The sequence below is a fragment of the Pseudomonas palmensis genome (assembly GCF_017848315.1).
Taxonomy (GTDB): domain Bacteria; phylum Pseudomonadota; class Gammaproteobacteria; order Pseudomonadales; family Pseudomonadaceae; genus Aquipseudomonas; species Aquipseudomonas palmensis.
In genome coordinates this window covers 15,185-37,989 of record NZ_JAFKEC010000031.1, presented here as the reverse complement: position 1 = coordinate 37,989, position 22,805 = coordinate 15,185, and the positions used below count along the sequence as shown (strand labels likewise).

The window sequence follows — 22,805 nt, the reverse complement described above, 5'->3', positions numbered from 1 at the left end:
GGGTCAACCCGGGCAGGCCACCGGGCCCAGCACATTGAGCTGGCCCAGCCGGCTGCGGGTGCGGGCCAGGTCGATGGCGCTGCCGCCCAGGCTTTCGCACAGCGAGGCCTGGCCGACCAGCACCAGGTGCTTGTCCTGGTCATACAGCACGTCCACCAGGTTGATGAAGCGCTGCTGCGCCGCCATCGAGCACTGCGCCAGGTCCGGCAGGTGCTCGATCACCCAGTGGTCGTAGCGGCGCGCCAGCTCCAGGTAGTCCATCACCGCCGTGGGTTGCTCGCAGATCGCCTCGAAGCTGAAGCCTACCGTGCGCTCCTGGCTGAACAGGGCCTGCAGCGAGCGCTTGCCCACCTGCAGCCTTACCGGCGCGCCGGCCTGATCCAGGCCGGCGGCATGGCGCTGCGCCGGGCTGCCGGGCCAGAGGTAGTGACCCTGGGTGAAGCGCTGCTGGCTGCCGGAGGCCGGGTGGCTGCGGTAGTCCTTCTCGCCGCCCACTTCAAGCACCTGCATGTGCGCCTCGATCAGGCGGATCACCGGTTCGAAGCGCTGGTGGTAGAGCGGGTTGGGCAGCAGCCCGGCAGGCGGGTAGTTGGAGGTCAGCAGCACGAACACGCGGCGCTCGAACAGCGCCTTGAACAGGCCGGTGATGAGCATCGCGTCGCCGATGTCGTGCACGTGGAACTCGTCGAAGCACAGCACCTGGCAGCCTTGCAGCAGCTCGTCCAGGGTCGCGCCCAGCGCATCGTCCTGCTGGCGATGGCGGAACATGCCCTCGTGCAACTGGGCGAAGAAATCGTGAAAGTGCAGGCGGCGCTTGTGCGGATGCTCCAGTGACTGGAAGAAGCCGTCCAGCAGCCAGCTCTTGCCCCGTCCCACCGCCCCGTACAGGTACAGGCTGCGCGCCGTGCCGTCAGCCAGGTGCGCGGCCTGCTCGGCCATGCAGGCGATCACCCGCTGCTGGCCGTGGCTCAAGGTATAGCCCTGCTCATCGGCCTTTCGTCGGAAGAATTCATCGACTTCAACAGCCGCCAGGCGCTTGGCCGGCGGGTGTGCACGGGCAGCCAGGCGCTGGCGCAGGGCGCGCAGCGGCGAACGGATCCAGGACGGCGGTAAGGCGGTCAATCTCAGGCTCCTTGGGGGTGCCGGGCACAGGGGCCGGCTGAGTGGGCGGCGCTAATGTACCGAATAGGGGGTTGGGCTGCCAGTCATGTCGTGCCTGGCAGGTCATGTAGGAAGGTTCTTGTACGCGGCCTATACATTTCCGAGCTTGCTGGCAGGTTTTTCTTCGGCTGCTACCCTCTGGAACAGATGGATCCTGCATTGCAAGGAGGGTAACGGTGAAGGGACGCTCTCTGGCTGCGCTGCTCGGGCTGGTTGTCGCAGACGCTGCCGCCGCCGCAGATTTTCTGGTGGAAGTTCGCGTGGATGTACAGCGTGGTTGCCAGCTGGTGCACCAGACCCGCGATGCCGGCGCCCAGGCCCAGGGCCTGCTCGACTTCGGCCGTACCGCGCGCCTGGACGATCCGCAAGGCCCGCTGACCGGCGCCTTGCTGCAACAACGCCCCCCACGTCTGGAATGCAACCCCGACACGCTGTACCAGGTGAAGGTCGATGGCGGCCAGCATGGCGGCGTCGGCGAGGTGCGCTACCTGGCCAGCGACACGCCACAGGCCCGCCCCATCCCGTACCGCCTCTACCAGGACCCGGCCTGGCGCACTCCGCTGGCGGTGAACATCGCCCAGCACGCACGCGTACCCGACTCGGGGTCGGTGGAACTGCCGCTGTACGCCCGCATCGACACCCTGGCCCAGGTGCCCCGTGTCGGCCATTACTCGGACTTGCTCAAGGTGACCGTCACCTGGTGACCCTGTGCGTGCTAAAGGAACTGGCAGCATGAAGACATCGCAGATTCTGTTGATCAGCCTCGGGCCCTTGCTGTTGTGTCCGATGGCCAATGCCGCCCTCAGCGGGCATATCCAGGCACGCCTGGTGATCAGCGCAGCCTGCCAGATCAGCAATGTGCCGGACGACAGCCCGGCCGGTGGCGGCCTGGGCCTGCTGGACTTCGGCACCCAGGGGCCAAGCTGGGCCCGCCCGCTGAGCGCCAACCTCGACCAGACCGGCGGCAGCGGCACCCTGCAGGTCAGCTGCAACCCCTCGGTGCGGGCCTTCACGGTGAGCATCAATGGCGGCAGCAACGATGCCAACGGCGTGCGCCGCCTGCGCAACGGGAGCGAGCTCATCCCCTACCAGCTGGCGGCCGATCCAAGCGGTGCAGTGCGCTACGGCATCGGCCAGCAGCGCAACTTCTCGATCAGCAGCGCTGCGCAAATCCCCATACCGATCTACGGCGCCGTGGTGGCACACCCCAGGGCGCTGCCGGCCGGCATCTACCGTGACACCCTGATGGTGACCCTGGACTGGTAACAACAAGGAGTGACTCATGCATCCCAACGTCTCACGCATACTCTTCGCCGGGCTTGGCCTGGCCCTTGCCAGCCAGGCCCAGGCGGCCACGGTCACGGGCAATATCAACGCCACCCTGACCCTGACCGCGGCCTGCCAGGTGAACGGTTCGACCGCCACCACCGGGGTCAACTTCGGTAACCTGGATTTCGGCTCGCAGATTGCCCTGTTCACCGAGGCCAGCGCCCAGGTGATCGGCACCGGTGGTGGCGGCGCCATCAGCGTGCTGTGTTCGCCCGGTGCCACGCCGGTGGTGAAGGTGGGCGCAGGCGCGCATGACGCGGCCACCACCGGTGGCAGCCGCGCGCTGGCCATGGGCACCAACTACGTGCCCTATGACTTCTATACCGATGCCGGGCACACCAATCTGCTGGCAATCAACGGCACCATCACCCTCGCCACCAGCACCGGGGTGGCGCAGACCGTCAACCTGTACGGCCGCGCCGTGGGCAAGCCGTCGCTGCCGCCAGGGGTGTACACCGACACGGTGGCGGTCGAGCTGAGCTTCTAGGTCATGCGCCGGTTGCTCGGTGGCCTTGCGGTGCTGGCCTGGGCAGTGCCCATGCCGCTGGATGCCGCGCTCACCAGCACGCTTCAGGTCAGCGCGACGATTGCGGCAGGTTGCCTGGTGGTGGGCGGCGCCAGCAACTACGGCACCCTGGACTTCGGCACCCGTCCGGCGCTCGGCGCCGCCAGCGTGAACACCCAGCTGGCAGGCACCACGGTGACCCTGCAATGCACGCCCGGGGTGGCCCTGAAGATGAGCGTCGACGGTGGCCTGAACAACAACGGGGTACGCAACCTCAAGCGCACCAGCGGTACCTCGCTGGTGGCCTATCAGTTGTACCGCGACGCGGCCTTGTCCCAGGTGCTGGGCATCGGTCAGCTCGTGGCGGTCAGTTACAGCGATCCGACGGCGATCAAGCTGCCGGTGTATGCGCAAGCCCAGTTACCCGGCGTGTTGCCGGCGGGCACCTACACCGACGTGGTGCAAGTGGTGTTGTCCTGGTGAGTGCGCTCCCGGGGTTGTATCGGAGCAAGCCAAAGGAGAGGGTGCATGGCGCTGTACGCACGTGGATGGCAAGGGATGGGCAAGTGGCTGCTGGTGGGCGCCTTGCTCGGCGCAGGGGGCGCCCAGGCGGCCACATCGGTGTTGATCTGGCCGATCGACCCGGTGCTGGAGGCCGACCAGAAGGCCGGGGCGTTGTGGTTGGAAAACCGTGGCACCACCCCGGCGAACCTGCAGGTCAGGGTGTTCGCCTGGCGCCAGGACGGGTATGACGACCAGTTCCAGCCCCAGCGCGAGATCATCGGCAGCCCGCCGGTAGCGACCATCAAGCCGGGTGAGAAACAGCTGATTCGCCTGACCCGCACCGGCCAGTCGCCGGCCGGCCAGGAACAGGCCTACCGCATCATCATCGACGAAATCCCACCCGCCCTGCCGGCCAGCGATGCGCAGACTTCCCAGGCGCAGATCCGCTTCCAGATGCGCTACTCGGTGCCATTGTTCGTCTACGGCCAGGGGCTGTGGAGCAAGCCGGACGCCGAGGGCAAGCGTGATGCAGCGGGCGTGGGCACGCCGTTGCTGAGCTGGCGACAGGTATCGCAGCAGGGCAAGCCTTTCGTCGAGATCCGCAACGTGGGGCCGGTGCATGCGCGCCTCACCGATGTGGTGATGCAGCAGGGCGCCCAGAGCAAGCCGCTGGTCGACGGCTTGCTGGGTTATGTACTGCCCGGCGCGAGCATGCGCTGGCCGGCACCTGCAGCAGCCTCGGCGGCCAGTGTGCTCAAAGGGCGCGTCAACGGGGCCGAGCCGCCCCAGACCATCAACCAGGGCCACTGAGCCCGGCGCCTCAAGGGCGCATGAAGATGGAGCAGGGGCCAGGGAGGACCCGGACATGGTGGGACGGCGTGCGTGAGTACTTCTCTGGCCTGCACCCGCAGCGTGACGCTGGCGGTGCTGCTGGCGGGCAGCGCGGTCGCAGGCGAACTGCCGCCACCCCCTGCGAGTATGGAGGCTGTCGCCGATGCGCCGTTGTACCTGGAACTGGTGGTCAACCAGATGAGCAGCGCTAGCGTGGTGCTGGTGCACCAGCGGGCCGGGCGCCTGTACATGGCCACCGCCGACCTGCAGGCGGCGGGCGTGCAACTGCCCGGGCAGCCCGGCCCGGAACTGGCGCTGGACGCCATCGATGGCTTGCACAGCGAGTACGACAGCCAGAACCAGCGGCTGCTGGTGCAGGTGCCGGCGGCGTGGCTGCCCAACCAGCGTATCGGCGAGCGCTCGCTGGGGCCGGCCGGCGAGGCGTTGAGCAGTTTCGGCGCCTTGCTCAACTACGACGCCTACTTCAACGACACCGATGAGGGGGGCACCTACCTGGCAGCCTGGAACGAACTGCGGGTGTTCGACAGCTGGGGCACCTTCTCCACCACCGGGCAGTGGCGCCAGCGCCTCGGCGGGGCAGGCTACGAAGGCGCCCAGGAAGGTTTTCGGCGGTACGACACCACCTGGCGCTACACCGACGAGGCGCGCCTGCTGACCTTCGAGGCCGGCGATGTGCTGACCGGCGCCTTGCCCTGGACCAGCTCGGTGCGGGTGGGCGGGGTGCAGCTGTCGCGGGACTTTGCCGTGCGCCCGGACCTGGTGACCTACCCCTTGCCGGCCTTCGCCGGTGAAGCCGCGGTGCCCTCGTCGGTGGACCTGTTCATCAATGGCTACAAGAGCGCCAGTGCCGACCTGCAGCCAGGCCCCTATACCCTGACCAACGTGCCGTTCATCAACGGTGCCGGCGAGGCGGTGGTGGTGACCACCGACGCCCTTGGCCGGCAGGTCTCGACCACGTTGCCGTTCTACGTCACCAGCAGCCTGCTGCAACAGGGGCTGGCGGACTTCTCGGTGGCGGCCGGCGCCCTGCGCCGCGACTATGCCGTGCGCGACTTTGCCTACGGCCCGGGCGTTGCGGCGGGCAGCCTGCGCTATGGCCTGACCGACTACTTCACGCTGGAAAGCCATGCCGAGGCGGCCGGGTCCCTGGGCCTGGGCGGGCTGGGCGGCAACCTGCGGGTGGGCAACTTCGGCGTGCTCAACACGGCGCTGAGCCAGAGCCGCTTCGAAGGCCGCAGTGGCCAGCAGTTGAGCCTGGGCTACCAGTACAACAACCGCTGGCTGGGCTTCAACTACCAGCGCCTGGAGCGTCATGGCGACTACGCCGACCTGTCGCTGGTCGACAGCCCGTACATCCGCCTCAGCCAGCGCAGCGAGCAGGTCACCCTGAGCCTCAACCTGCAACGCTATGGCAGCCTGGGGGCGGGCTACTTCGATGTGCGCGCCGCCGACAACTCGCGCACGCGCCTGCTCAACCTCAGCTGGAGCAAGCCGCTGTGGGGCAATAGCAGCCTGTACCTGTCGGCCAACCGCGACCTGGACGACAGCCAGTGGGCGGTGCAGGCGCAGGTGGTGGTGCCCTTCGACCTGCACGGCACGCTGGCCCTGAGCCTGGAGCGCAACCAGCAGGGCGAGAACCTGCAGCGGGTCAACTACAGCCGCGCCGTACCCGCCCAGGGCGGCGTGGGGTTCAACCTGGGCTATGCCGGTGGCGACCGTGAAACCTACCGTCAGGCCGACCTGACCTGGCGCCTGCAATCGGTGCAGTTGCAGGCCGGGGTGTACGGCAGCAGCGACAACATGACCCGCTGGGCCGACGCCAGCGGCTCGGTGGTGCTGATGGACGCCGGGGTGTTCGCGGCCAATCGCATCGACGACGCCTTCGTGCTGGTCAGCACCGAAGGCTTTGCCGATGTGCCGGTGCGCTACGAGAACCAGGTGGTGGGGCACACCGACAGCCAGGGGCACCTGCTGGTGCCCTACGGCAGCGGCTACTACCGCGGCAAGTACGAGATCGACCCGCTGGAACTGCCCCCCGATGTGCGCTCGCCGAATGTGGAGCAGCGCGTGGCGGTAAGGCGCGGCGCCGGCTACCTGCTGGAATTTCCGTTGCGCCGGGTACTGGCCGCCAGCGTGGTGCTGGTGGATGCCGGCAACAACGAACTGGCCGTGGGCAGCCAGGTACGCCACGAGCAGAGCGGCGCGCTGGCGGTGGTGGGCTGGGATGGCCTGGTGTACCTGGAGGACCTGAGCGAACACAACAGCCTGGTGGTGCAACTGGCCGGAGGCGGCAGTTGCCGGGTGCAGTTCGAGCTCAAGGCGCAGGCCGACCAGGTGCCGCTGATCGGCCCGCTGGTGTGCCAGTGAAGCGCCGGCTGACGGGGCTGCTTGCGCTGCTGGCACTGCTGGCCGGCATGCGCGCCCAGGCGCTGTGCCAGGTGCTGGCAACCACGCCAGCCACTTTCGGCCTGGTCAACTCCACCCTGATACGCACCACGGTGCAGACCACCACGGCGCCCAGTGCCGGCTTGAGCTGCACCGGTTCGCTGCTGACCCTGCTGCGTTCGGATGACTCCTTCAAGGCCACCTTCACCGCCAACAACGGCACCACCGGGCTGGTGGGCCCCACCGGCGACGTCATCCTCTACACGCTGTACGCCAACAACAGCACCAGCTACCCGATCACCCGGGGCCAGCCCTACGATTTTGCGCGCAACGGCATCATCGATGCCCTGGGCCTGCTCGGCGGCACCTCGCCCAAGACCGTGCCCATCTACCTGCGCACGCAAATGACCAGCAACGTGGCGGCCGGCCTGTACCAGGAGACGTTCACCGTGGCCTGGAGCATCGACTATTGCTGGGGGCTGGGTCTGGGCAGCGCCTGCCTGGGGCGGCAGGTGTTCAACGCCACTACCACCCTGACCATCAACCTGACCGTCACCAACGACTGCCAGATCAGCTCGCCCAACATCGTGTTCGGCAGCGCGCCGGTGGTCAGCGGGTTCGCCACGGTGAGCCAGAACGTCAACCTGGCCTGTACCAAGGGCAGTGCCTACACGGTGGGGCTGGATGACGGGCAGAACGTGGCAGGCGGGCGTCGGCGCATGAAATCCAGCGCCGGCAACTACCTGGCCTATGACATCTTCAAGAGTGGCGGGGGCGTGCGCTGGGGCAGCCTGAGCAGTGCGCGGCGCGCCAGCAGCGACGCCGACATCAACCCGGGCAACGGCAATGGCAGTGGCAGCGCGGCCGGCAGCCAGGTGTTCAACTACAACGCCAGGGTCTACACCGACCAGGCCACGCCGCCGGCCGGCGACTACCTGGACAGCGTGATACTCGACGTGCAGTTCTGAGCCGGCTGGCGCACGGTGCGCCACCAATACCCCAGTGCCAGCACATTCAACCCCGCGCCCAGCACGCATACCAGCAGCCAGCCGCCCCAGGCGTAGGCCAGCGTCGAGGCCAGCGAGCCCAGTGCACTGCCGATGGAGTAGAACAGCATGTAGGCGGCGGTGAGCCGGCTGTGGGTATCGGCCGGCAGGCGGTAGATCAGGCTCTGGCTGGCCACGTGCAGCGCCTGCAGGCCCAGGTCGAACACCACCACCCCCAGCAGCAGTGCCCACAGCGATTGCTCGGTGAGGGCGATGGCGCCCCATGAACCGATCATCAGCAGCAGCGAGAGGCCGCTGACCCGTTGCCCCAGGCCACGGTCGGCCAGCCCGCCGGCACGCGCGGCGGCCAGCGCCCCGGCGGCGCCGGCCAGGCCGAACAGGCCCACCTCGGTTGCCGACAACGACAGCGGCGGGGCGCTCAGGGGCAGTACCAGCGGGGTCCACAGCACCATGGCAGAGGCGAAGCTGAGCATTGCCAGCAGGGCGCGCTGGCGCAGCACCGGCTGCTCGCGCACCAGTTGCCACAACGACACCAGCAGCGCGCCGTAGCCAGTGTTGGGGCGCGCAGCCGTGTGTGCGGGCAGCACGCGCCACAGCAGCAGGGTCATCAGCAGGGTCAGCGCTGCCGACAGGGCGTAGATCGAGCGCCAGCCGGCCAGATCGGCCATCGCCCCGGACAGGGTGCGGGCCAGCAGGATGCCGATCACGATACCGCTGGTGACCATGCCCACCACATGCCCGCGTTCGGTGTCGGCCGATACGCTGGCGGCATGCGCCACTAGCAGTTGCGCCACCACCGCCAACAGGCCGGTCAGGGCCATGCCGACAAACAGCCAGGCGCTGCTGGTGGCCAGCGCGATCATCAGCAGGGCCAGCACCGACAGCAGCGACTGCAGCACGATCAGCCGGCGCCGCTCGAACAGGTCGCCCAGAGGCACCAGCAGTATCAGGCCCAGGCCGTAGCCCACCTGGGTCAGGGTCACCACCAGCCCCACCAGCGCCGGGTCGATGGCGAAGTCGCGGGCCATCGCGTCCAGCAGTGGCTGGGCGTAATACACGTTGGCCACCGCCAGTGCGCAGGCGACGGAGAACAGCAGGGCGAGCCACGGCGAAAGCCGGGGCGCAGGGGAGGCGGGCATGGCGATATCCTATGTGGTTGCATAATGAAACTGGTTGTATGCTGAGAGGACCGGTTTTATATTGCAACTACTTTTTTCAGCCTGCCGAGAGCGATCATGGTTCAACGTACCCGCCTGCAAGATGCCGAATGCCCGGTGGCCCGGTCACTGGACGCGATCGGTGACTGGTGGTCGCTGTTGATCGTGCGTGATGCGTTTGATGGCTTGCGCCGCTTTGGCGAGTTCCAGCGCAACCTGGGCATGGCCAAGAACATTTTGGCCTCGCGCTTGCGCCAGTTGGTGGAGCACCGGATTCTGGAGCTGGTGCCGGCGTCGGATGGCAGCGCGTACCAGGAGTACGTGCTGACCGAGAAGGGGCGCGGGTTGTTTCCCTTGATCGTGGGGCTGCGCCAGTGGGGCGAGGCTTTTTTCTACCAGCCTGGCGAGGCGCATTCGGTGCTGGTGGACCGCCAGAGCGGGGCGCCGGTGGGCCCACTGCAGCTGCGAGCGGCGGATGGGCGGGTGCTGGGGCCGGATGATTGCGTGCGGGTGGCGGGGCCGCCGCCGGCCTGACCTGCCTCATCGCGGGTCAGGCCGCTCCCACAGGGCACTGCAAGCCTTGTGGGGGCGGGCTTGAACCGCGATGGGGAGCGCTGCGGGGCGGCGGTGCGTCAGCCCTAGCGCAGCTCTGCGACCAGCTTCGCCAAGGTGTCGATCACTGCGCTACCCAGCGCCTTGGAGCGTTCACCCGACCAGCCGGTCACCGCATCGGGCGCGTCGTCGTGGTCCTTGAACGGCATCTCCAGGGTCAGCGACAGGCAGTCATGCGCCTGGCCCACCGCATTGCATGCCAGGGTCATGTTGGCCTGCCCAGGCTTGCTGCGCGGGTAGCCGTGGGTGGTCTGGAAGTCCCGGGTCACGCTGCACAGGGTGCTGCGAAAACGCTCCTCCAGTGCCGCGATCCGATCCGTGTAGCCCGGGTTGCCTTCGCACCCGGCCGTGAACACATGGGGTATTTCCTCATCGCCATGGGCATCCAGGAACAGGTCCACGCCATACAGCTTCATCTGCTGCTGGGCGAACAGCACCTCAGGGGTGTGTTCGATGTTCGCATCCTGCCAGGCGCGGTTGAGGTCCTTGCCCCTGGCATTGGTGCGCAGGTGCCCGGCAGCGGCACCGTCCGGGTTCATGTTGGGGATCAGGTACAGGTCGGCGACCGCCAGCAGGGCCTGCACGGTGGCATCGTTACCCTGTATGCGGTCAATCACGCCCTCCATGAACCACTCGGCCATGTGCTCGCCGGGGTGCTGCTGGGCGATGATCCACAGCTTGCGCTTGCCCGCGCCCCCGTCGCCCGCCCGCAGCAACGGGATATCGCGCCCTTCGACGCTGCGCCCGGTGGCCAGCAGTTCGACGCCCGGCAAGGCGCTGGCGCGTTCGATCAGCTGATTGTGCCGCGCGCGCGGGTAGGGCTCGAAATAGGCGAACCAGGCCTGTGTTTCGCGGGGCTCAAGGCTGAAGTGCAGGGCCTTGCCGTCGTAGCGGGTCGGCACGCGAAACCAGTTCTGCTGGTCGTAGGACGCTACCGCCTGGTAGCCCTCCCATGCGGCGCTATAGGACGACTGGCTGGCGTTGTCCAGGCTGAAGGCGTGGGTATGCCCGGGCGTCAGCCCGCTGGCCTTGAAGTGAAACCACTGGAAATGCCCGCTGTGGGTGTCGGGGCGGATGTTCAGGTGAATCCGGGACGGGTTGCCGGCATCGACGAGCAGGATGTTGCCGGCATCGAATGCGCAATCGATGCTAACGGGGGACAGCGTCACGGTCATGGCCAGGCTCCGGTAGAGTTGTTGTGCCAACCACTCTACACCCCTGGATCACGACCAGAAACCGATCGCCAGCGCCGCTGCCAACCCCAGGCCGAGCGCCACCGAGCAGCCTCCCAGCGAAACACCGGCCCAGGCCTGGCGATACCAGTGCCCATCGCCCAGTTGCCGGGCCGGTGCCAGCAGGTTGCGCCAGCGCAATTCGGTGGCATGGAACGCATGCAGGTGTTCGGGGGCGGCATCCAGCCAGCGGCGAAAGTCGATGCGCTCGCTGGCGGTGATGTCCGGGCTCTGCAGGCGCACATACCATTGCGCCGCCGCAGTGCTGGAGGCGCTGCGCACCGGCAGGGCGGCCTGCAGCACCTGGCCCATGTGCCGTTCCACGGTCGGTGCGCCGATGTCCAGGCGCTGGGCGATGGCGGCGAACGACAGTTGATCGAGGCGATTGAGCAGGAACACCTGCTGTACCCGGCGTGGCAGCTTTTTCAGGCGCACGAGCAGGGCATCTTCGCCGAGGTCGGCGCTATCGTGATGGTGTTCAAGGGGCAGCAACAGACGGGTCATGTACGAGCTCCTTGCAGAAAGAAACGACTGAAGAGAAGGGGGCGTCTTCCCTGACGCTGCGACAGCTTAATCTACATGAGATTGATTCTCAAGTGCTGAATCGGCAAAGGTTTGTCTCGGGGTTACATATCGAGACATACATTTGCTATCATCGCTGCCATTCAAGCACCACCCGCCTTCATTAGCCTGAAGAGCCAAAAAAAAGACCCGGCAAAAAGCCGGGTCAAAAACCGTGATTAGCCTGATGAGGAGATAATCTGAGAGTCCGACCTAAGGGCTTTCAGTTATCCAACCAGTCTCGCGACCAGTTGTTTGCAATAATAATCGTTCTCATTTTCAAGTCAAATGAATTTTCTGTTATCCAGCAAAAAATTCCGCATCGCTGTGCCTGGTCGTTGAACCACGGCCTGCCCCACCGCCGTTCCCGTTGCCCATCATCCCTCCCTTGATTGAAGCTCCTGCCGCCTGGCCTGTTCCGCGAGGCTGCGGTCCAGCAGCGCCCTGGCCATGTTGATCATGTGCATCACCGAGAAGGCCATGTCCCGTGAGTTGCCCTTGAGGTTGTCGGCCGACTCGTAGGCGCTGGCTGCGGCGCAGCGCAGCATGCTCGAGGCGTGTTCGGTGGCCGCTTCGGCCGAGAGGTCCTGGCGGGCGATGAACAGCTGGTCGTCCGTGTGGCTGACCGTAGATGGGGTAGGGTTGAGGTAATAGTCCAGTGCGCGGCGTGCCGCTTCGCTGTCCAGGTCGTTGAAAGGGGGTGGGGTCATGGGGCTGCCTTCCTTGTGGTGAGTAGGAAAAGATTACCCTTCAATCCTAAGTACATGTTGTATTGTATTCCATCGCTTAAATACTACAGATTATGTATTGAGTCGCTGCTGTCAGTCCGTATCGTGCCAGCGATGAAAAAATGGAATGAACTGGCGAAAGCCAGAATGCGCGAGCTGGGCCTCACGCAGGAGAAACTGGCCGAACGCCTCGGGGTGACCCAAGGTGGCGTTGGCCATTGGATTCGGGGAAGGAACAACCCACCGCTGGCCACCATCGACGAAATCCTGCGGATACTGGGCATGGGGCGCATGGGCGTGGTCTGCGACGACGCCGTCGCGGAGCCGTCCGGGGTGTATGCCACACCGGCGCTGGGTGCATTCCGCTACCCGCTGTCGGACTGGGAGCACCTGGCCGAGCCTGTCGAAGGCGCGCCGACCGTGCTCAGCGACCACCTGGCCGATGGCCCGTGCTACTGGCTGACGGTGGAAGGTGACGCGATGAATTCGCCCATGGGCCTGAGCGTGCCGGCGGGCATGATGGTGCTGGTGGACAGCGGTCGAATTGCCGAGATCGGCGCGCTGGTGATCGCGCGCCTGCCCGGCAATCCTGTCGCGGTGTTTCGCCAGCTGGTCGAGGAGGGTGGTCAGCGGTACTTGCAGCCGCTCAATCCCACCTGGCCCAAACTGACGTGGGAGGAGGGCACCGAGGTGCTCGGTGTGGTGGTGCAGGCGTCTATCCGGCTGGGCTGAAAAGCGTCGCTGGCAAGCCGGCCCACACAGGGTTTCGTGGCGCCCACAAAACCCTGTGCAGGTGCAGCGCCGTCAGCCTTCCTGAACCTCCAGCTCCACCAGCGCGGCCCCTTCGCTGACCATCTCGCCTTCCTGGCAATACAGCGCCTTGATCGTCCCCGCCTGGGGTGCGCGGATGCTGTGCTCCATCTTCATGGCCTCCAGCACCACCAGTTGCGTGCCGGCCTCGACCGCCTGACCGACCTCCACCAGTACCCGCACGATGCTGCCGTTCATGGGCGCACTCATGCCGCCCTGGTGCGCATGGCCGGCGTCCGCCTCGGCAATCGGGTCGAAAGCGCTTACCCCGTGCAGCTCGCCATCCCACTCCAGATACAGCGTTTGCCCACGGCGCACGGCCAGGTGCCTGCGCCGCACGCCTTCGTGCTCGATCACCAGGTGCTCGCCGTCCATGCGCGCGGACACCGACCCGGGGTTCAGGCTCAGTGCCCGGTCTTCGCCATTGCAGCGCAGGTGCAGGGCGGTCTGCGCCGGTACGCCCGGCCTGAAACCGGTGGCGGCTGCCCACGGCGAGTGCCGGTCATCAGCGCGCACGCAGGCGGGGCGCGATTGCTGGAAGGCCTGCCCGGCAGCCTGCCAGAACGCTGTCGGCAACGCGACGGGCGCGGGCAGCAGTTGATCCTGATAGCGCGGGATGAACCCGGTATCCAGTTCGGCCTCGGCGAAGGCGCGGTGGGCCAGGATGCGGCGCAGGAAGGCGATGTTGGTCTTCAGGCCGCCAATGGCGAAGCTGTCGAGCATCGCCAGCAGGCGCAGGCGTGCCTGCTCCCGGTTCTCGCCCCAGGCAATCAGCTTGCCCAGCATCGGGTCGTAGAACGGCGAGATGCTGTCACCTTCGCACACGCCGCTGTCGACCCGGCGCCCTTCGCCCGGCGCCGACTCGCGGTACAGCGCCAGGTGCCCGGTGGCCGGCAGAAAGTCGTTGGCCGGATCCTCGGCGTACAGGCGTACCTCGATGGCATGCCCGTGCAGCGGCACCTGATCCTGCGTCAGCGGCAGCGCCTCGCCGCACGCCACGCGGATCTGCCAGGCCACCAGGTCCAGGCCGGTGATCGCCTCGGTCACCGGGTGCTCCACCTGCAGGCGGGTGTTCATTTCCATGAAGAAGAATTCGCCACGGGCATCGAGCAGGAACTCGACCGTGCCTGCGCCCACATAGCCGATGGCCTGGGCCGCACGTACCGCCGCCTCGCCCATGGCCTGGCGCTGCGCCGGGCTCAGGCCGGGGGCCGGGGCTTCCTCGACCACCTTCTGGTGACGACGCTGGATCGAGCAGTCACGCTCGTTCAGGTACAGGCAGTTGCCATGCTGGTCGGCGAACACCTGGATTTCGACGTGACGCGGCTTGAGCACGTACTTTTCGACCAGCATGCGTGCATCGCCGAACGACGACAGCGCTTCACGCTGGGCCGAGGCCAGGGCTTCACCCAGCTGGCTTTCCTGCTCGACCACCTTCATGCCCTTGCCACCGCCACCGGCGGTGGCCTTGAGCAGTACGGGGTAGCCGATGCGCTGGGCGGCCGCGCGGAAGGTCTCCAGGTCCTGGGCTTCGCCGTGGTAGCCAGGCACCAGCGGTACCCCGGCCACTTCCATCAGCGCCTTGGCCGCCGACTTGCTGCCCATTGCGTCGATGGCACTGGCCGGCGGGCCGAGGAAGATCAGCCCGGCCTCTTCGATGGCCCGGGCAAAGCCTGCGTTCTCAGACAGAAAGCCATAGCCCGGGTGTATCGCCTGGGCGCCGCTGGCCTTGGCCGCGGCAATCAGCCTGGGGATGTCCAGGTAGCTCTCGGCCGCCTTGGCGCCACCCAGGTCAACCCGGATATCCGCTTCGCGGCTGTGCCGCGCATCGCGGTCGATGGCGCTGTGCACGGCCACGGTGGTCAGGCCCATGGCCTTGGCGGTGCGCATCACGCGGCAGGCGATCTCGCCACGGTTGGCGACCAGCAGGGTGGTCAGCAGAGGGCGGCTCATGGGCGTGGCTCCTTGTCCGAAGCGGGGGTTTGCCAGGCTGGCGTGCGTTTTTCGAGGAAGGCGCGCAGGCCCTCCTGGCCTTCGGCGCTCACGCGGATACGCGCAATGGCGCCTTCACAGTAGCGGCGCAGGGCAGGGGTGAGCTCACCATTGCCCACTTCGCGCAGCAGCTCCTTGCTGGCGCACATGGCCTGCGGGCTGTTGAGCAGCAGGTTGTCGACCCAGCGCTCGACCTCGGCATCCAGCTGCGCGGCCGGGCAGGTTTCGGCCAGCAGGCCCAGTTCGCGGGCCCGCTCGCCGCTGAAGCGTTCGGCGGTCAGGGCATAGCGGCGGGTGGCGCGCTCGCCCATGGCCTGCACCACGAACGGGCTGATCACCGCCGGCGCCAGGCCGATGCGCACTTCAGACAGGCACAGCTGCGCGTCGTCGGCACCGATGGCCATGTCGCAGCAACTGATCAGCCCCACGGCACCGCCGAAGGCTGCGCCCTGGACCACCGCCAGGGTCGGCACCTTGAGCCGCGCCAGGTTGTACATCAGCTCGGCCAGCTCGCGGGCGTCGTCCAGGTTGGTGTTGTAGTCCAGCTGCGCCGACTGCTGCATCCAGGCAAGGTCGGCGCCGGCACTGAAGTGCCGGCCGCGCCCGCGCAGCACCATGAAGCGCAGGCTGGCGTCGTTGCCGATCTGGTCGATGGCGATGATCAGTTCGCGGATCATCTGCGCGTTGAAGGCGTTGTTCTTGGCCTCGCGGCTCAGCCACAGGGTGGCGAAGCCGCGCGGGTCGCGAATCAGTTCAAGGGTAGAGAAGTCGCTCATCGGTCACATCCGGAAAATGCCGAAACGGCTCGGTTCGATCGGGGCATTGAGGGCTGCCGAGAGGGCCAGGCCGAGAATCTCGCGGGTTTGCGCAGGGTCGATGACGCCGTCGTCCCACAGCCTTGCACTGGAATAGTAGGGGTGGCCCTGGTGTTCGTACTGGTCCAGGATCGGCTGCTTGAGCTGCGCCTCGTCCTGCGGGCTGAAAACCTGGCCGCTGCGCTCGCTCTGTTCGCGCTTGACCTGGGCCAGCACGCCTGCGGCCTGTTCGGCGCCCATCACGCCGATGCGCGCGTTGGGCCACATCCACAGAAAGCGCGGGTCGTAGGCACGCCCGCACATGCCATAGTTGCCGGCACCGAAGCTGCCGCCGATGATCACGGTGAACTTGGGCACCTGGGCGCAGGCCACTGCGGTCACCAGCTTGGCGCCATGCTTGGCGATGCCGCCGGCCTCGTACTTCTGGCCCACCATGAAGCCGGTGATGTTCTGCAGGAACAGCAGCGGGATGCCGCGCTGGCAGGCCAGCTCGATGAAGTGCGCGCCTTTCTGCGCGGCCTCGGCGAACAGGATGCCGTTGTTGGCCAGAATCGCCACCGGGTAGCCGTGCAGGTGGGCAAAGCCGCACACCAGCGTGGTACCGAACAGCGCCTTGAACTCGTCGAACAGCGAGCCGTCCACCAGGCGCGCGATCACCTCGCGCACATCGAACGGCTGCTTGGCATCGGCCGGCACCACGCCGTACAGCTCGTCGGCTGCGTACAGCGGGGCGATCGGGGTGCGCACCTGCAGCTGGCCCAGCTTGCGCCAGTTGAGGTTGGCCACGCAGCGCCGGGCGATGGCCAGGGCGTGTTCGTCGTTGTCGGCATAGTGGTCGGCCACGCCGCTGACCTTGCAGTGCACGTCGGCACCGCCCAGGTCTTCGGCGCTGACCACCTCGCCGGTGGCGGCTTTGACCAGCGGCGGGCCGGCCAGGAAGATGGTGGCCTGCTGGCGCACCATGATCGCCTCGTCGGCCATGGCCGGCACGTAGGCACCGCCGGCGGTGCACGAGCCCATCACCACGGCGATCTGCGGTATGCCCTGGGCGCTCATGGTGGCCTGGTTGAAGAAGATGCGGCCGAAGTGCTCGCGGTCGGGGAACACCTCGTCCTGGCGCGGCAGGTTGGCGCCGCCGGAGTCCACCAGGTACACGCAGGGCAGGCGGTTCTGCTGGGCGATGGTCTGGGCGCGCAGGTGCTTCTTGACGGTCAGCGGGTAGTACGAGCCGCCTTTGACGGTGGCGTCGTTGGCCACGATCATGCATTCCACACCCTCGATGCAGCCGATGCCGGCGATCACGCCGGCGGCAGGCACGTCTTCGCCGTACACCTCGTGGGCGGCCAGCTGGCCGATCTCCAGAAACGGCGAACCGGGGTCGAGCAGGCGGTCGATGCGGTCGCGCGGCAGCAACTTGCCGCGTGAGGTGTGGCGCTCCTGGGCCTTGGGCCCGCCGCCCTGGTGCACGCTGGCGAGCAGGTCACGCAGGCCTTGCACCTGTTCGAGCATGGCCGCGCTGTTGAGCGCGAATTCGGGCGCGCGGGGGTTCAACTGAGACTTCAGAATCATCGTGGCTCCTGGCGCAGCTTCAAGCGGCAAGCTCCAAGCTGCAAGAGTGGGTCTGCGTTATGGCGGCGTTGCCGCTGAGCGCCTCAGCGCGTCTCGTTGAACAGCTCGCGACCGATCAGCATGCGCCGGATCTCGCTGGTGCCGGCGCCGATCTCGTACAGCTTGGCGTCGCGCAGCAGGCGGCCTGCGGGGAACTCGTTGATGTAGCCGTTGCCGCCCAGAATCTGGATTGCCTCGAGGGCCATCTGGGTGGCGCGCTCGGCGGTGTAGAGGATCACCCCGGCGGCGTCCTTGCGGGTGGTCTCGGCGCGATCGCAGGCCTGGGCCACGGCATACAGGTAGGCGCGGCTGGCATTGAGCTGGGTGTACATGTCGGCGATCTTGCCCTGGATCAGTTGGAACTCGCCGATGCTCTGGCCGAACTGCTTGCGGTCGTGGATGTAGGGCACCACCAGGTCCATGCACGCCTGCATGATCCCGGTAGGGCCGCCGGAGAGCACCACACGCTCGTAGTCCAGGCCGCTCATCAGCACCTTCACGCCACCGTTGAGCTGGCCGAGGATGTTCTCCTGGGGCACCTCGACGTTGTCGAAGAACAGCTCGCAGGTGTTGGAACCGCGCATGCCCAGCTTGTCGAACTTGTTGCTGCGGCTGAAGCCGGCCCAGTCGCGCTCGACGATGAACGCGGTGATGCCGTGGGGGCCCTTTTCCAGGTCGGTCTTGGCGTAGATCACGTAGGTGTTGGCGTCGGGGCCGTTGGTGATCCAGGTCTTGCTGCCGTTGAGCACGAAGCGGTCGCCGCGCTGTTCGGCACGCAGTTTCATCGACACCACGTCGGAGCCGGCGTTGGGCTCGCTCATGGCCAGGGCGCCGATGTGCTCGCCGCTGATCAGCTTGGGCAGGTACTTGGCTTTCTGTTCGGCGGTGCCGTTGCGGTTGATCTGGTTGACGCAGAGGTTGGAGTGGGCGCCGTAGGAGAGCGCGACCGAGGCCGAGCCGCGGCTGATTTCTTCCATGGCCACCACGTGGGCCAGGTAGCCCAGGCCCGCGCCGCCGTATTCTTCGCTGACGGTGATGCCCAGCAGGCCCATGTCGCCGAACTTGCGCCACATGTCGGCGGGGAACAGGTTGTCCTGGTCGATCTGCGCCGCACGCGGGGCCAGCTCGGCTGCGACGAACGCCTGCACCTGGTCGCGGAGCATGTCGATGGTTTCGCCCAGGGCGAAGTTCAGGGTCGGATAACGCATGCTGGCACCTTTCTTGTCGATTGTTCTTTGAGTGGCGTGGTGGTTGACCCGCGATCAAGGCGCTGCGATCTGTCACCTTTACGTTAACGTAAACCCCGCACCGAACACTGTCAATCTCCCCATGACCTTTACGTTAACGTTAATTTGCGCCACATTAGGTCTCGCGTGAATCAGCACCCACAACAATCACAATACGGGGTCGTCATGAATCAACCGAGCTACACCCAGGGTCGCCAGGACAAACCGCTGCTGGCCATGACCATCGGCCAGGCCCTGGACAACACCGTGGCGCGCTTTGCCGAGCGCGAGGCACTGGTGGTACGCCACCAGCAACTGCGCTACAGCTGGCGCGAACTGGCCGACAGCATCGACCTGCATGCCCGCGCCCTGATGGCGCTGGGCCTGAAGACCGGCGACCGCCTGGGTATCTGGGCGCCCAACTGCGCGCAGTGGTGCATCGCCCAGTTCGCCACCGCCAAAATCGGCGTGATCCTGGTCAACATCAACCCGGCCTACCGCACCAGCGAACTGGAATACGTGCTGCGCCAGTCTGCCTGCCAGTGGCTGATCTGCGCCGGCACCTTCAAGACCTCCGACTACCATGCCATGCTCGGCGAACTGCTGCCGGAGCTGGCGCACCAGGCGCCAGGCCAGCTCAATGGCGAGCGCTTGCCCGACCTGCGCGGGCTGATCAGCCTCGACGACGCGCCGCCGGGCGGCTTCCTGCCGTGGGCGGCGCTGGCCGGCATGGCCGAGCAGGTCGCCCCGGCCGAGTACCAGCAGCGCCAGCAGAGCCTGCAGTTCGACCAGCCGGTGAACATCCAGTACACCTCCGGCACCACGGGCTTCCCCAAGGGCGCGACCCTGAGCCACTACAACATCCTCAACAACGGCTACATGGTCGGCGAGAGCCTGGGCCTGACCGAGCATGACCGCATGGTGATCCCGGTGCCGCTGTACCACTGCTTCGGCATGGTCATGGGCAACCTGGGCTGCATCACCCACGGCACCACCATGATCTACCCCAACGACGCCTTCGACCCGCTGCTGACCCTCGAAGGCGTGGCCCGCGAGCGCGCCACCGTGCTGTACGGGGTGCCGACCATGTTCATCGCGCTGCTCGACCAGCCGCGGCGCGGCGACTACGACCTGAGCAGCCTGCGCACCGGCATCATGGCCGGTGCTACCTGCCCGATCGAAGTGATGCGTCGGGTGATCGACCAGTTGCACATGGGCGAGGTGCAGATCGCCTACGGCATGACCGAGACCAGCCCGGTGTCGCTGCAGACCGGCCCGGACGACGAGCTGGAGCTGCGCGTGACCACGGTGGGGCGCACCCAGCCGCAGCTGGAGAGCAAGATCGTCGACGAACACGGCTGCATCGTGCCGCGTGGCACCATCGGCGAGCTGTGCACCCGCGGCTACAGCGTGATGCTGGGCTACTGGGGCAACCCGGCGGCCACCAGCGAGGCGATCGACCCGGCGGGCTGGATGCACACTGGCGACCTGGCGAGCATGGACGAGCAGGGCTACGTGTGCATTGCCGGGCGCAACAAGGACATGATCATTCGTGGTGGCGAGAACATCTACCCGCGCGAGCTGGAGGAGTTCTTCTTTACCCACCCGTCGGTGGCGGACGTGCAGGTGATCGGCATTCCGGATGAGCGTTACGGCGAGGAGATCGTGGCGTGGATCAAGCTGCACCCTGGGCACAGCGCCACCGATGGGGAGCTGCAGGCCTGGTGCAAGAGCCGCATCGCGCACTTCAAGACGCCGCGACATTTTCGTTTCGTCGAGGAGTTTCCGATGACGGTGACCGGCAAGATCCAGAAGTTTCGCATGCGCGAGATCAGCATCGAGGAGTTGTGCAACCGTTGAGCTCGGCGTTTCAGCCATCGCGGGTCAAGCCCGCTCCCACAGGTATCGCGCATTTCTGTAAACCACCGCACTCCTGTGGGAGCGGGCTTGACCCGCGATGGGCACACCGCAGTGCAACTGCCAGATCCCGGTCTACGCTTGCACCTTCACCGGCGGCTCTTCACTGGGCGGGTCGCCCACGGGCTCCTGCTCCTTGGGCGGCTCGGGCTCCTTCTCGGGCACCGGTGGTGGCAGATTGGGGTCATCGATATTCGGATCGGGCGTTTCAGCAGGAATAGGAATATTCATGGGCCGAACCTCACATAAAGGGCTGTTCAAAGGCTGACCCATTCTTCGACCGTGGCCGCGCCGCATCGCTCATTTTTTATTGAACCCCCACGCCTGCCATTGCTCTGAACCTTACCGTCACAGCGTAACGGAGCGATGTTCGATGACCCGCGATGAGCCTTTCAGCACCGATGAAACCAGCGAGCACACCCTGACCCTGGCCAGGGCGCTGCTGCTGCCGCGCATAGTGATCGAGAACACCGAACCTGTGCTCGACGCCGGCCAGCACGCGGTCAAGGGTACCGTGGGCGAACAGGTCACCGTTACCAGCAAGGTCTTCGCCGACGGCCACGACGTGCTGGCCGTGCGCCTGAGCTGGCGCCGCCTGCAGCACCCCAACTGGCACGAAGTGCCCATGACGCTGCTGGGCAACGACAGCTGGGAGGGGCGCTTCACGGTCAGCGAGGTGGGCCGCCACCTGTTCATGATCGAGGCCTGGATCGACCAGTACGCCAGCTACTGCTACGAGCTGGAGAAGAAATTCGCCGCCGGCGTCGACGTAGGCCTGGAGCTGGAGGAGGGCCGCCGCCATCTGATGCAGAGCGCCGAGCGCAGCAGCGAGCCGCTGCGTGCGCAACTGGAGGCGGTGGCCCTGCAACTGGCCAGCCTGCCTGCCCAGGCCGGCGTCGAGCTGCTGCTGCACGGCGACACCCGCGCCCTGATGGGCCGCGCCGACCACCGTGCCTACCTCAGCCGCAGCGCCGAGTTCCCCCTTGAGGTGGAGCGCGAGCGCGCACGCTTTGCCAGCTGGTACGAGCTGTTCCCGCGTTCGGTCACCGACGACCCGGCCCGCCACGGCACCTTCAACGACGTGCATCAGCGCCTGCCGATGATCCGCGACATGGGCTTTGACGTGCTCTACTTCCCGCCCATCCACCCCATCGGCACCCAGCACCGCAAGGGCCGCAACAATGCCTTGCAGGCCGGCCCCGACGACCCCGGCAGCCCCTACGCCATCGGCAGCGCCGACGGCGGGCACGAGGCCATCCACCCGCAGCTGGGCAGCCGCGAAGACTTCCGCCGGCTGGTGGCCGCCGCCGCCGAGCATGGTCTGGAAATCGCCCTGGACTTCGCCATCCAGTGCTCCCAGGACCACCCCTGGCTCACCGAGCACCCGGGCTGGTTCAGCTGGCGCCCCGACGGCACCATCCGCTATGCCGAGAACCCGCCGAAAAAATACCAGGACATCGTCAACGTCGACTTCTATGCCGCCGACGCGGTGCCCGCCCTGTGGCTGGCCCTGCGCGACGTGGTGCTGGGCTGGGTGCAGGAGGGCGTGACCCAGTTTCGCGTGGACAACCCGCACACCAAGCCGCTGCCGTTCTGGGAGTGGCTGATCGCCAACGTGCGCAGCCAGCACCCGCAGGTGATCTTCCTCGCCGAGGCCTTCACCAAGCCGGCGATGATGGCGCGCCTGGGCAAGGTCGGCTATTCGCAGAGCTATACCTACTTCACCTGGCGCAACACCAAGGCCGAGCTGCAACAGTACTTCAGCGAACTCAACCAGCCGCCGTGGTCGTACTGCTACCGCCCCAACTTCTTCGTCAACACGCCGGACATCAACCCGTTCTTCCTGCACGACTCCGGCCGCCCGGGCTTTCTGATTCGCGCAGCGCTGGCCACCATGGGCTCGGGCCTGTGGGGCATGTATTCGGGGTTCGAGCTGTGCGAGGCGGCGGCGATACCGGGCAAGGAGGAATACCTGGACTCGGAGAAGTACGAGATCCGCCCGCGCGACTACACCCAGCCCGGCAACATCATTGCCGAGATCGCCCAGCTCAACCGCATCCGCCGCCAGCACCCGGCCCTGCAGACCCACCTGGGCATCCGCTTCTACAACGCCTGGAACGACAACATCCTGTACTTCGCCAAGGGCGATCCGGCCAGCGGCAGCCTGATCCTGGTGGCCGTCAGCCTCGACCCGCACAACGCCCAGGAGGCGCACTTCGAGTTGCCGCTGTGGGAGCTGGGCCTGGAGGACGACGCCGAAACCTTCGGCGAAGACCTGATGAGCGGCCATCGCTGGAGCTGGTACGGCAAGACCCAGTGGATGCGCATCGAACCCTGGCACCAGCCGTTCGGCATCTGGCGCATCACCCCGGCCCGCTAGCCCCCCGCCAACCAGAAGGAGTCG

At 66.7% G+C, this 22,805-nt stretch carries 21 protein-coding genes; 11 read left to right on the top strand and 10 right to left on the bottom strand.

From position 1 onward, the window contains the following. Window positions 1–3 precede the first annotated feature (3 nt). A complete protein-coding gene (zapE, locus tag JZZ72_RS16770) occupies window positions 4–1,122 on the bottom strand; it encodes a cell division protein ZapE (protein ID WP_408004348.1) in 1,119 nt (372 codons plus the stop codon). Between the two features lie 215 nt (window positions 1,123–1,337). On the opposite strand from zapE, the gene JZZ72_RS16765 reads away from it, so the two are divergent. From JZZ72_RS16765 to JZZ72_RS16735, 7 genes are all read left to right on the top strand, one after another. Next, a complete protein-coding gene (locus tag JZZ72_RS16765) occupies window positions 1,338–1,865 on the top strand; it encodes a Csu type fimbrial protein (RefSeq protein ID WP_078481712.1) in 528 nt (175 codons plus the stop codon). A gap of 28 nt (window positions 1,866–1,893) precedes the next feature. Then, window positions 1,894–2,427, top strand: coding sequence for a Csu type fimbrial protein (locus JZZ72_RS16760; protein ID WP_043863971.1), 534 nt, complete (start codon window positions 1,894–1,896; stop codon window positions 2,425–2,427). Between the two features lie 16 nt (window positions 2,428–2,443). Continuing rightward, the gene (locus tag JZZ72_RS16755) at window positions 2,444–2,977 is read left to right on the top strand and encodes a Csu type fimbrial protein (RefSeq protein ID WP_043863970.1); all 534 of its coding nucleotides are present in this window, start codon (window positions 2,444–2,446) and stop codon (window positions 2,975–2,977) included. Window positions 2,978–2,980: 3 nt separating this feature from the next. Beyond that, window positions 2,981–3,478: a Csu type fimbrial protein gene (locus JZZ72_RS16750; RefSeq protein WP_043863969.1), complete on the top strand. Its 498-nt coding sequence runs from the start codon at window positions 2,981–2,983 to the stop codon at window positions 3,476–3,478. Between the two features lie 45 nt (window positions 3,479–3,523). Beyond that, a complete protein-coding gene (locus JZZ72_RS16745) occupies window positions 3,524–4,309 on the top strand; it encodes a fimbrial biogenesis chaperone (protein WP_078481711.1) in 786 nt (261 codons plus the stop codon). A 168-nt stretch (window positions 4,310–4,477) separates the two neighbouring features. Continuing rightward, window positions 4,478–6,718: a fimbria/pilus outer membrane usher protein gene (locus JZZ72_RS16740; RefSeq protein WP_116055334.1), complete on the top strand. Its 2,241-nt coding sequence runs from the start codon at window positions 4,478–4,480 to the stop codon at window positions 6,716–6,718. Window positions 6,719–6,765: 47 nt separating this feature from the next. Beyond that, window positions 6,766–7,704, top strand: a complete 939-nt coding sequence (locus JZZ72_RS16735; protein ID WP_100632862.1) for a Csu type fimbrial protein — start codon at window positions 6,766–6,768, stop codon at window positions 7,702–7,704. On the opposite strand, the gene JZZ72_RS16730 is transcribed toward JZZ72_RS16735, so the two are convergent. Further along, entirely contained in the window at window positions 7,668–8,882 is a 1,215-nt protein-coding gene (locus JZZ72_RS16730; RefSeq protein ID WP_210014729.1) for an MFS transporter, read from the bottom strand. The genes JZZ72_RS16735 and JZZ72_RS16730 overlap by 37 nt on opposite strands. A gap of 96 nt (window positions 8,883–8,978) precedes the next feature. Between JZZ72_RS16730 and JZZ72_RS16725 the strand changes: the two genes are divergently transcribed. Then, window positions 8,979–9,434, top strand: coding sequence for a winged helix-turn-helix transcriptional regulator (locus tag JZZ72_RS16725; RefSeq protein WP_043863967.1), 456 nt, complete (start codon window positions 8,979–8,981; stop codon window positions 9,432–9,434). A gap of 104 nt (window positions 9,435–9,538) precedes the next feature. Here JZZ72_RS16725 and JZZ72_RS16720 read toward each other — a convergent pair whose 3' ends face one another. The 3 genes from JZZ72_RS16720 to JZZ72_RS16710 all read right to left on the bottom strand — a co-directional run bounded on the left by JZZ72_RS16720 (window position 9,539) and on the right by JZZ72_RS16710 (window position 12,015). Continuing rightward, a complete protein-coding gene (locus JZZ72_RS16720) occupies window positions 9,539–10,687 on the bottom strand; it encodes a M14 family metallopeptidase (RefSeq protein WP_210014728.1) in 1,149 nt (382 codons plus the stop codon). Window positions 10,688–10,735: 48 nt separating this feature from the next. Next, window positions 10,736–11,248 carry a DUF4880 domain-containing protein gene (locus tag JZZ72_RS16715; protein WP_043863965.1) on the bottom strand — a complete coding sequence of 171 codons (513 nt, stop codon included), beginning with the start codon at window positions 11,246–11,248 and terminating at the stop codon, window positions 10,736–10,738. A gap of 434 nt (window positions 11,249–11,682) precedes the next feature. After that, complete coding sequence (locus tag JZZ72_RS16710; RefSeq protein ID WP_054914395.1) at window positions 11,683–12,015, bottom strand: DUF6124 family protein; 333 nt, start codon at window positions 12,013–12,015, stop codon at window positions 11,683–11,685. Window positions 12,016–12,147: 132 nt separating this feature from the next. Here JZZ72_RS16710 and JZZ72_RS16705 point away from each other — a divergent pair, with 132 nt between their 5' ends. Beyond that, window positions 12,148–12,765 carry a LexA family protein gene (locus JZZ72_RS16705; RefSeq protein WP_063611980.1) on the top strand — a complete coding sequence of 206 codons (618 nt, stop codon included), beginning with the start codon at window positions 12,148–12,150 and terminating at the stop codon, window positions 12,763–12,765. A 72-nt stretch (window positions 12,766–12,837) separates the two neighbouring features. Here JZZ72_RS16705 and JZZ72_RS16700 read toward each other — a convergent pair whose 3' ends face one another. The 4 genes from JZZ72_RS16700 to JZZ72_RS16685 all read right to left on the bottom strand — a co-directional run bounded on the left by JZZ72_RS16700 (window position 12,838) and on the right by JZZ72_RS16685 (window position 18,466). Next, window positions 12,838–14,796 (bottom strand): acetyl/propionyl/methylcrotonyl-CoA carboxylase subunit alpha, encoded by a 1,959-nt coding sequence (locus JZZ72_RS16700; RefSeq protein ID WP_058540283.1) that lies wholly within the window; start codon window positions 14,794–14,796, stop codon window positions 12,838–12,840. Next, on the bottom strand, window positions 14,793–15,611 hold the full coding sequence (locus JZZ72_RS16695; protein ID WP_043863961.1) for a gamma-carboxygeranoyl-CoA hydratase: 819 nt from the start codon (window positions 15,609–15,611) through the stop codon (window positions 14,793–14,795). The genes JZZ72_RS16700 and JZZ72_RS16695 overlap by 4 nt, the downstream gene beginning before the upstream one ends. 3 nt (window positions 15,612–15,614) lie before the next feature. After that, a complete protein-coding gene (locus JZZ72_RS16690) occupies window positions 15,615–17,219 on the bottom strand; it encodes a carboxyl transferase domain-containing protein (protein WP_210014727.1) in 1,605 nt (534 codons plus the stop codon). Between the two features lie 83 nt (window positions 17,220–17,302). Further along, window positions 17,303–18,466, bottom strand: coding sequence for an isovaleryl-CoA dehydrogenase (locus JZZ72_RS16685; protein WP_043863959.1), 1,164 nt, complete (start codon window positions 18,464–18,466; stop codon window positions 17,303–17,305). Between the two features lie 204 nt (window positions 18,467–18,670). On the opposite strand from JZZ72_RS16685, the gene JZZ72_RS16680 reads away from it, so the two are divergent. Continuing rightward, complete coding sequence (locus JZZ72_RS16680) at window positions 18,671–20,344, top strand: AMP-binding protein (protein ID WP_043863958.1); 1,674 nt, start codon at window positions 18,671–18,673, stop codon at window positions 20,342–20,344. 132 nt (window positions 20,345–20,476) lie between these two features. Here JZZ72_RS16680 and JZZ72_RS16675 read toward each other — a convergent pair whose 3' ends face one another. Next, window positions 20,477–20,632 (bottom strand): hypothetical protein, encoded by a 156-nt coding sequence (locus JZZ72_RS16675; RefSeq protein WP_167400188.1) that lies wholly within the window; start codon window positions 20,630–20,632, stop codon window positions 20,477–20,479. A gap of 142 nt (window positions 20,633–20,774) precedes the next feature. Here JZZ72_RS16675 and JZZ72_RS16670 point away from each other — a divergent pair, with 142 nt between their 5' ends. After that, window positions 20,775–22,781: an alpha-1,4-glucan--maltose-1-phosphate maltosyltransferase gene (locus tag JZZ72_RS16670; RefSeq protein WP_058540282.1), complete on the top strand. Its 2,007-nt coding sequence runs from the start codon at window positions 20,775–20,777 to the stop codon at window positions 22,779–22,781. Window positions 22,782–22,805: the final 24 nt, after the last annotated feature.

Bases quoted from the DNA above. Each gene is read 5' to 3' on its own strand.
- JZZ72_RS16760 (WP_043863971.1), top strand. From the start codon at position 1,894: ATGAAGACATCGCAGATTCTGTTGATCAGCCTCGGGCCCTTGCTGTTG.
- JZZ72_RS16755 (WP_043863970.1), top strand. From the start codon at position 2,444: ATGCATCCCAACGTCTCACGCATACTCTTCGCCGGGCTTGGCCTGGCC.
- JZZ72_RS16750 (WP_043863969.1), top strand. From the start codon at position 2,981: ATGCGCCGGTTGCTCGGTGGCCTTGCGGTGCTGGCCTGGGCAGTGCCC.
- JZZ72_RS16745 (WP_078481711.1), top strand. From the start codon at position 3,524: ATGGCGCTGTACGCACGTGGATGGCAAGGGATGGGCAAGTGGCTGCTG.
- JZZ72_RS16740 (WP_116055334.1), top strand. From the start codon at position 4,478: ATGGAGGCTGTCGCCGATGCGCCGTTGTACCTGGAACTGGTGGTCAAC.
- JZZ72_RS16735 (WP_100632862.1), top strand. From the start codon at position 6,766: ATGCGCGCCCAGGCGCTGTGCCAGGTGCTGGCAACCACGCCAGCCACT.
- JZZ72_RS16730 (WP_210014729.1), bottom strand. From the start codon at position 8,882: ATGCCCGCCTCCCCTGCGCCCCGGCTTTCGCCGTGGCTCGCCCTGCTG.
- JZZ72_RS16725 (WP_043863967.1), top strand. From the start codon at position 8,979: ATGGTTCAACGTACCCGCCTGCAAGATGCCGAATGCCCGGTGGCCCGG.
- JZZ72_RS16720 (WP_210014728.1), bottom strand. From the start codon at position 10,687: ATGACCGTGACGCTGTCCCCCGTTAGCATCGATTGCGCATTCGATGCC.
- JZZ72_RS16715 (WP_043863965.1), bottom strand. From the start codon at position 11,248: ATGACCCGTCTGTTGCTGCCCCTTGAACACCATCACGATAGCGCCGAC.
- JZZ72_RS16710 (WP_054914395.1), bottom strand. From the start codon at position 12,015: ATGACCCCACCCCCTTTCAACGACCTGGACAGCGAAGCGGCACGCCGC.
- JZZ72_RS16705 (WP_063611980.1), top strand. From the start codon at position 12,148: ATGAAAAAATGGAATGAACTGGCGAAAGCCAGAATGCGCGAGCTGGGC.
- JZZ72_RS16700 (WP_058540283.1), bottom strand. From the start codon at position 14,796: ATGAGCCGCCCTCTGCTGACCACCCTGCTGGTCGCCAACCGTGGCGAG.
- JZZ72_RS16695 (WP_043863961.1), bottom strand. From the start codon at position 15,611: ATGAGCGACTTCTCTACCCTTGAACTGATTCGCGACCCGCGCGGCTTC.
- JZZ72_RS16690 (WP_210014727.1), bottom strand. From the start codon at position 17,219: ATGATTCTGAAGTCTCAGTTGAACCCCCGCGCGCCCGAATTCGCGCTC.
- JZZ72_RS16685 (WP_043863959.1), bottom strand. From the start codon at position 18,466: ATGCGTTATCCGACCCTGAACTTCGCCCTGGGCGAAACCATCGACATG.
- JZZ72_RS16680 (WP_043863958.1), top strand. From the start codon at position 18,671: ATGAATCAACCGAGCTACACCCAGGGTCGCCAGGACAAACCGCTGCTG.
- JZZ72_RS16675 (WP_167400188.1), bottom strand. From the start codon at position 20,632: ATGAATATTCCTATTCCTGCTGAAACGCCCGATCCGAATATCGATGAC.
- JZZ72_RS16670 (WP_058540282.1), top strand. From the start codon at position 20,775: ATGACCCGCGATGAGCCTTTCAGCACCGATGAAACCAGCGAGCACACC.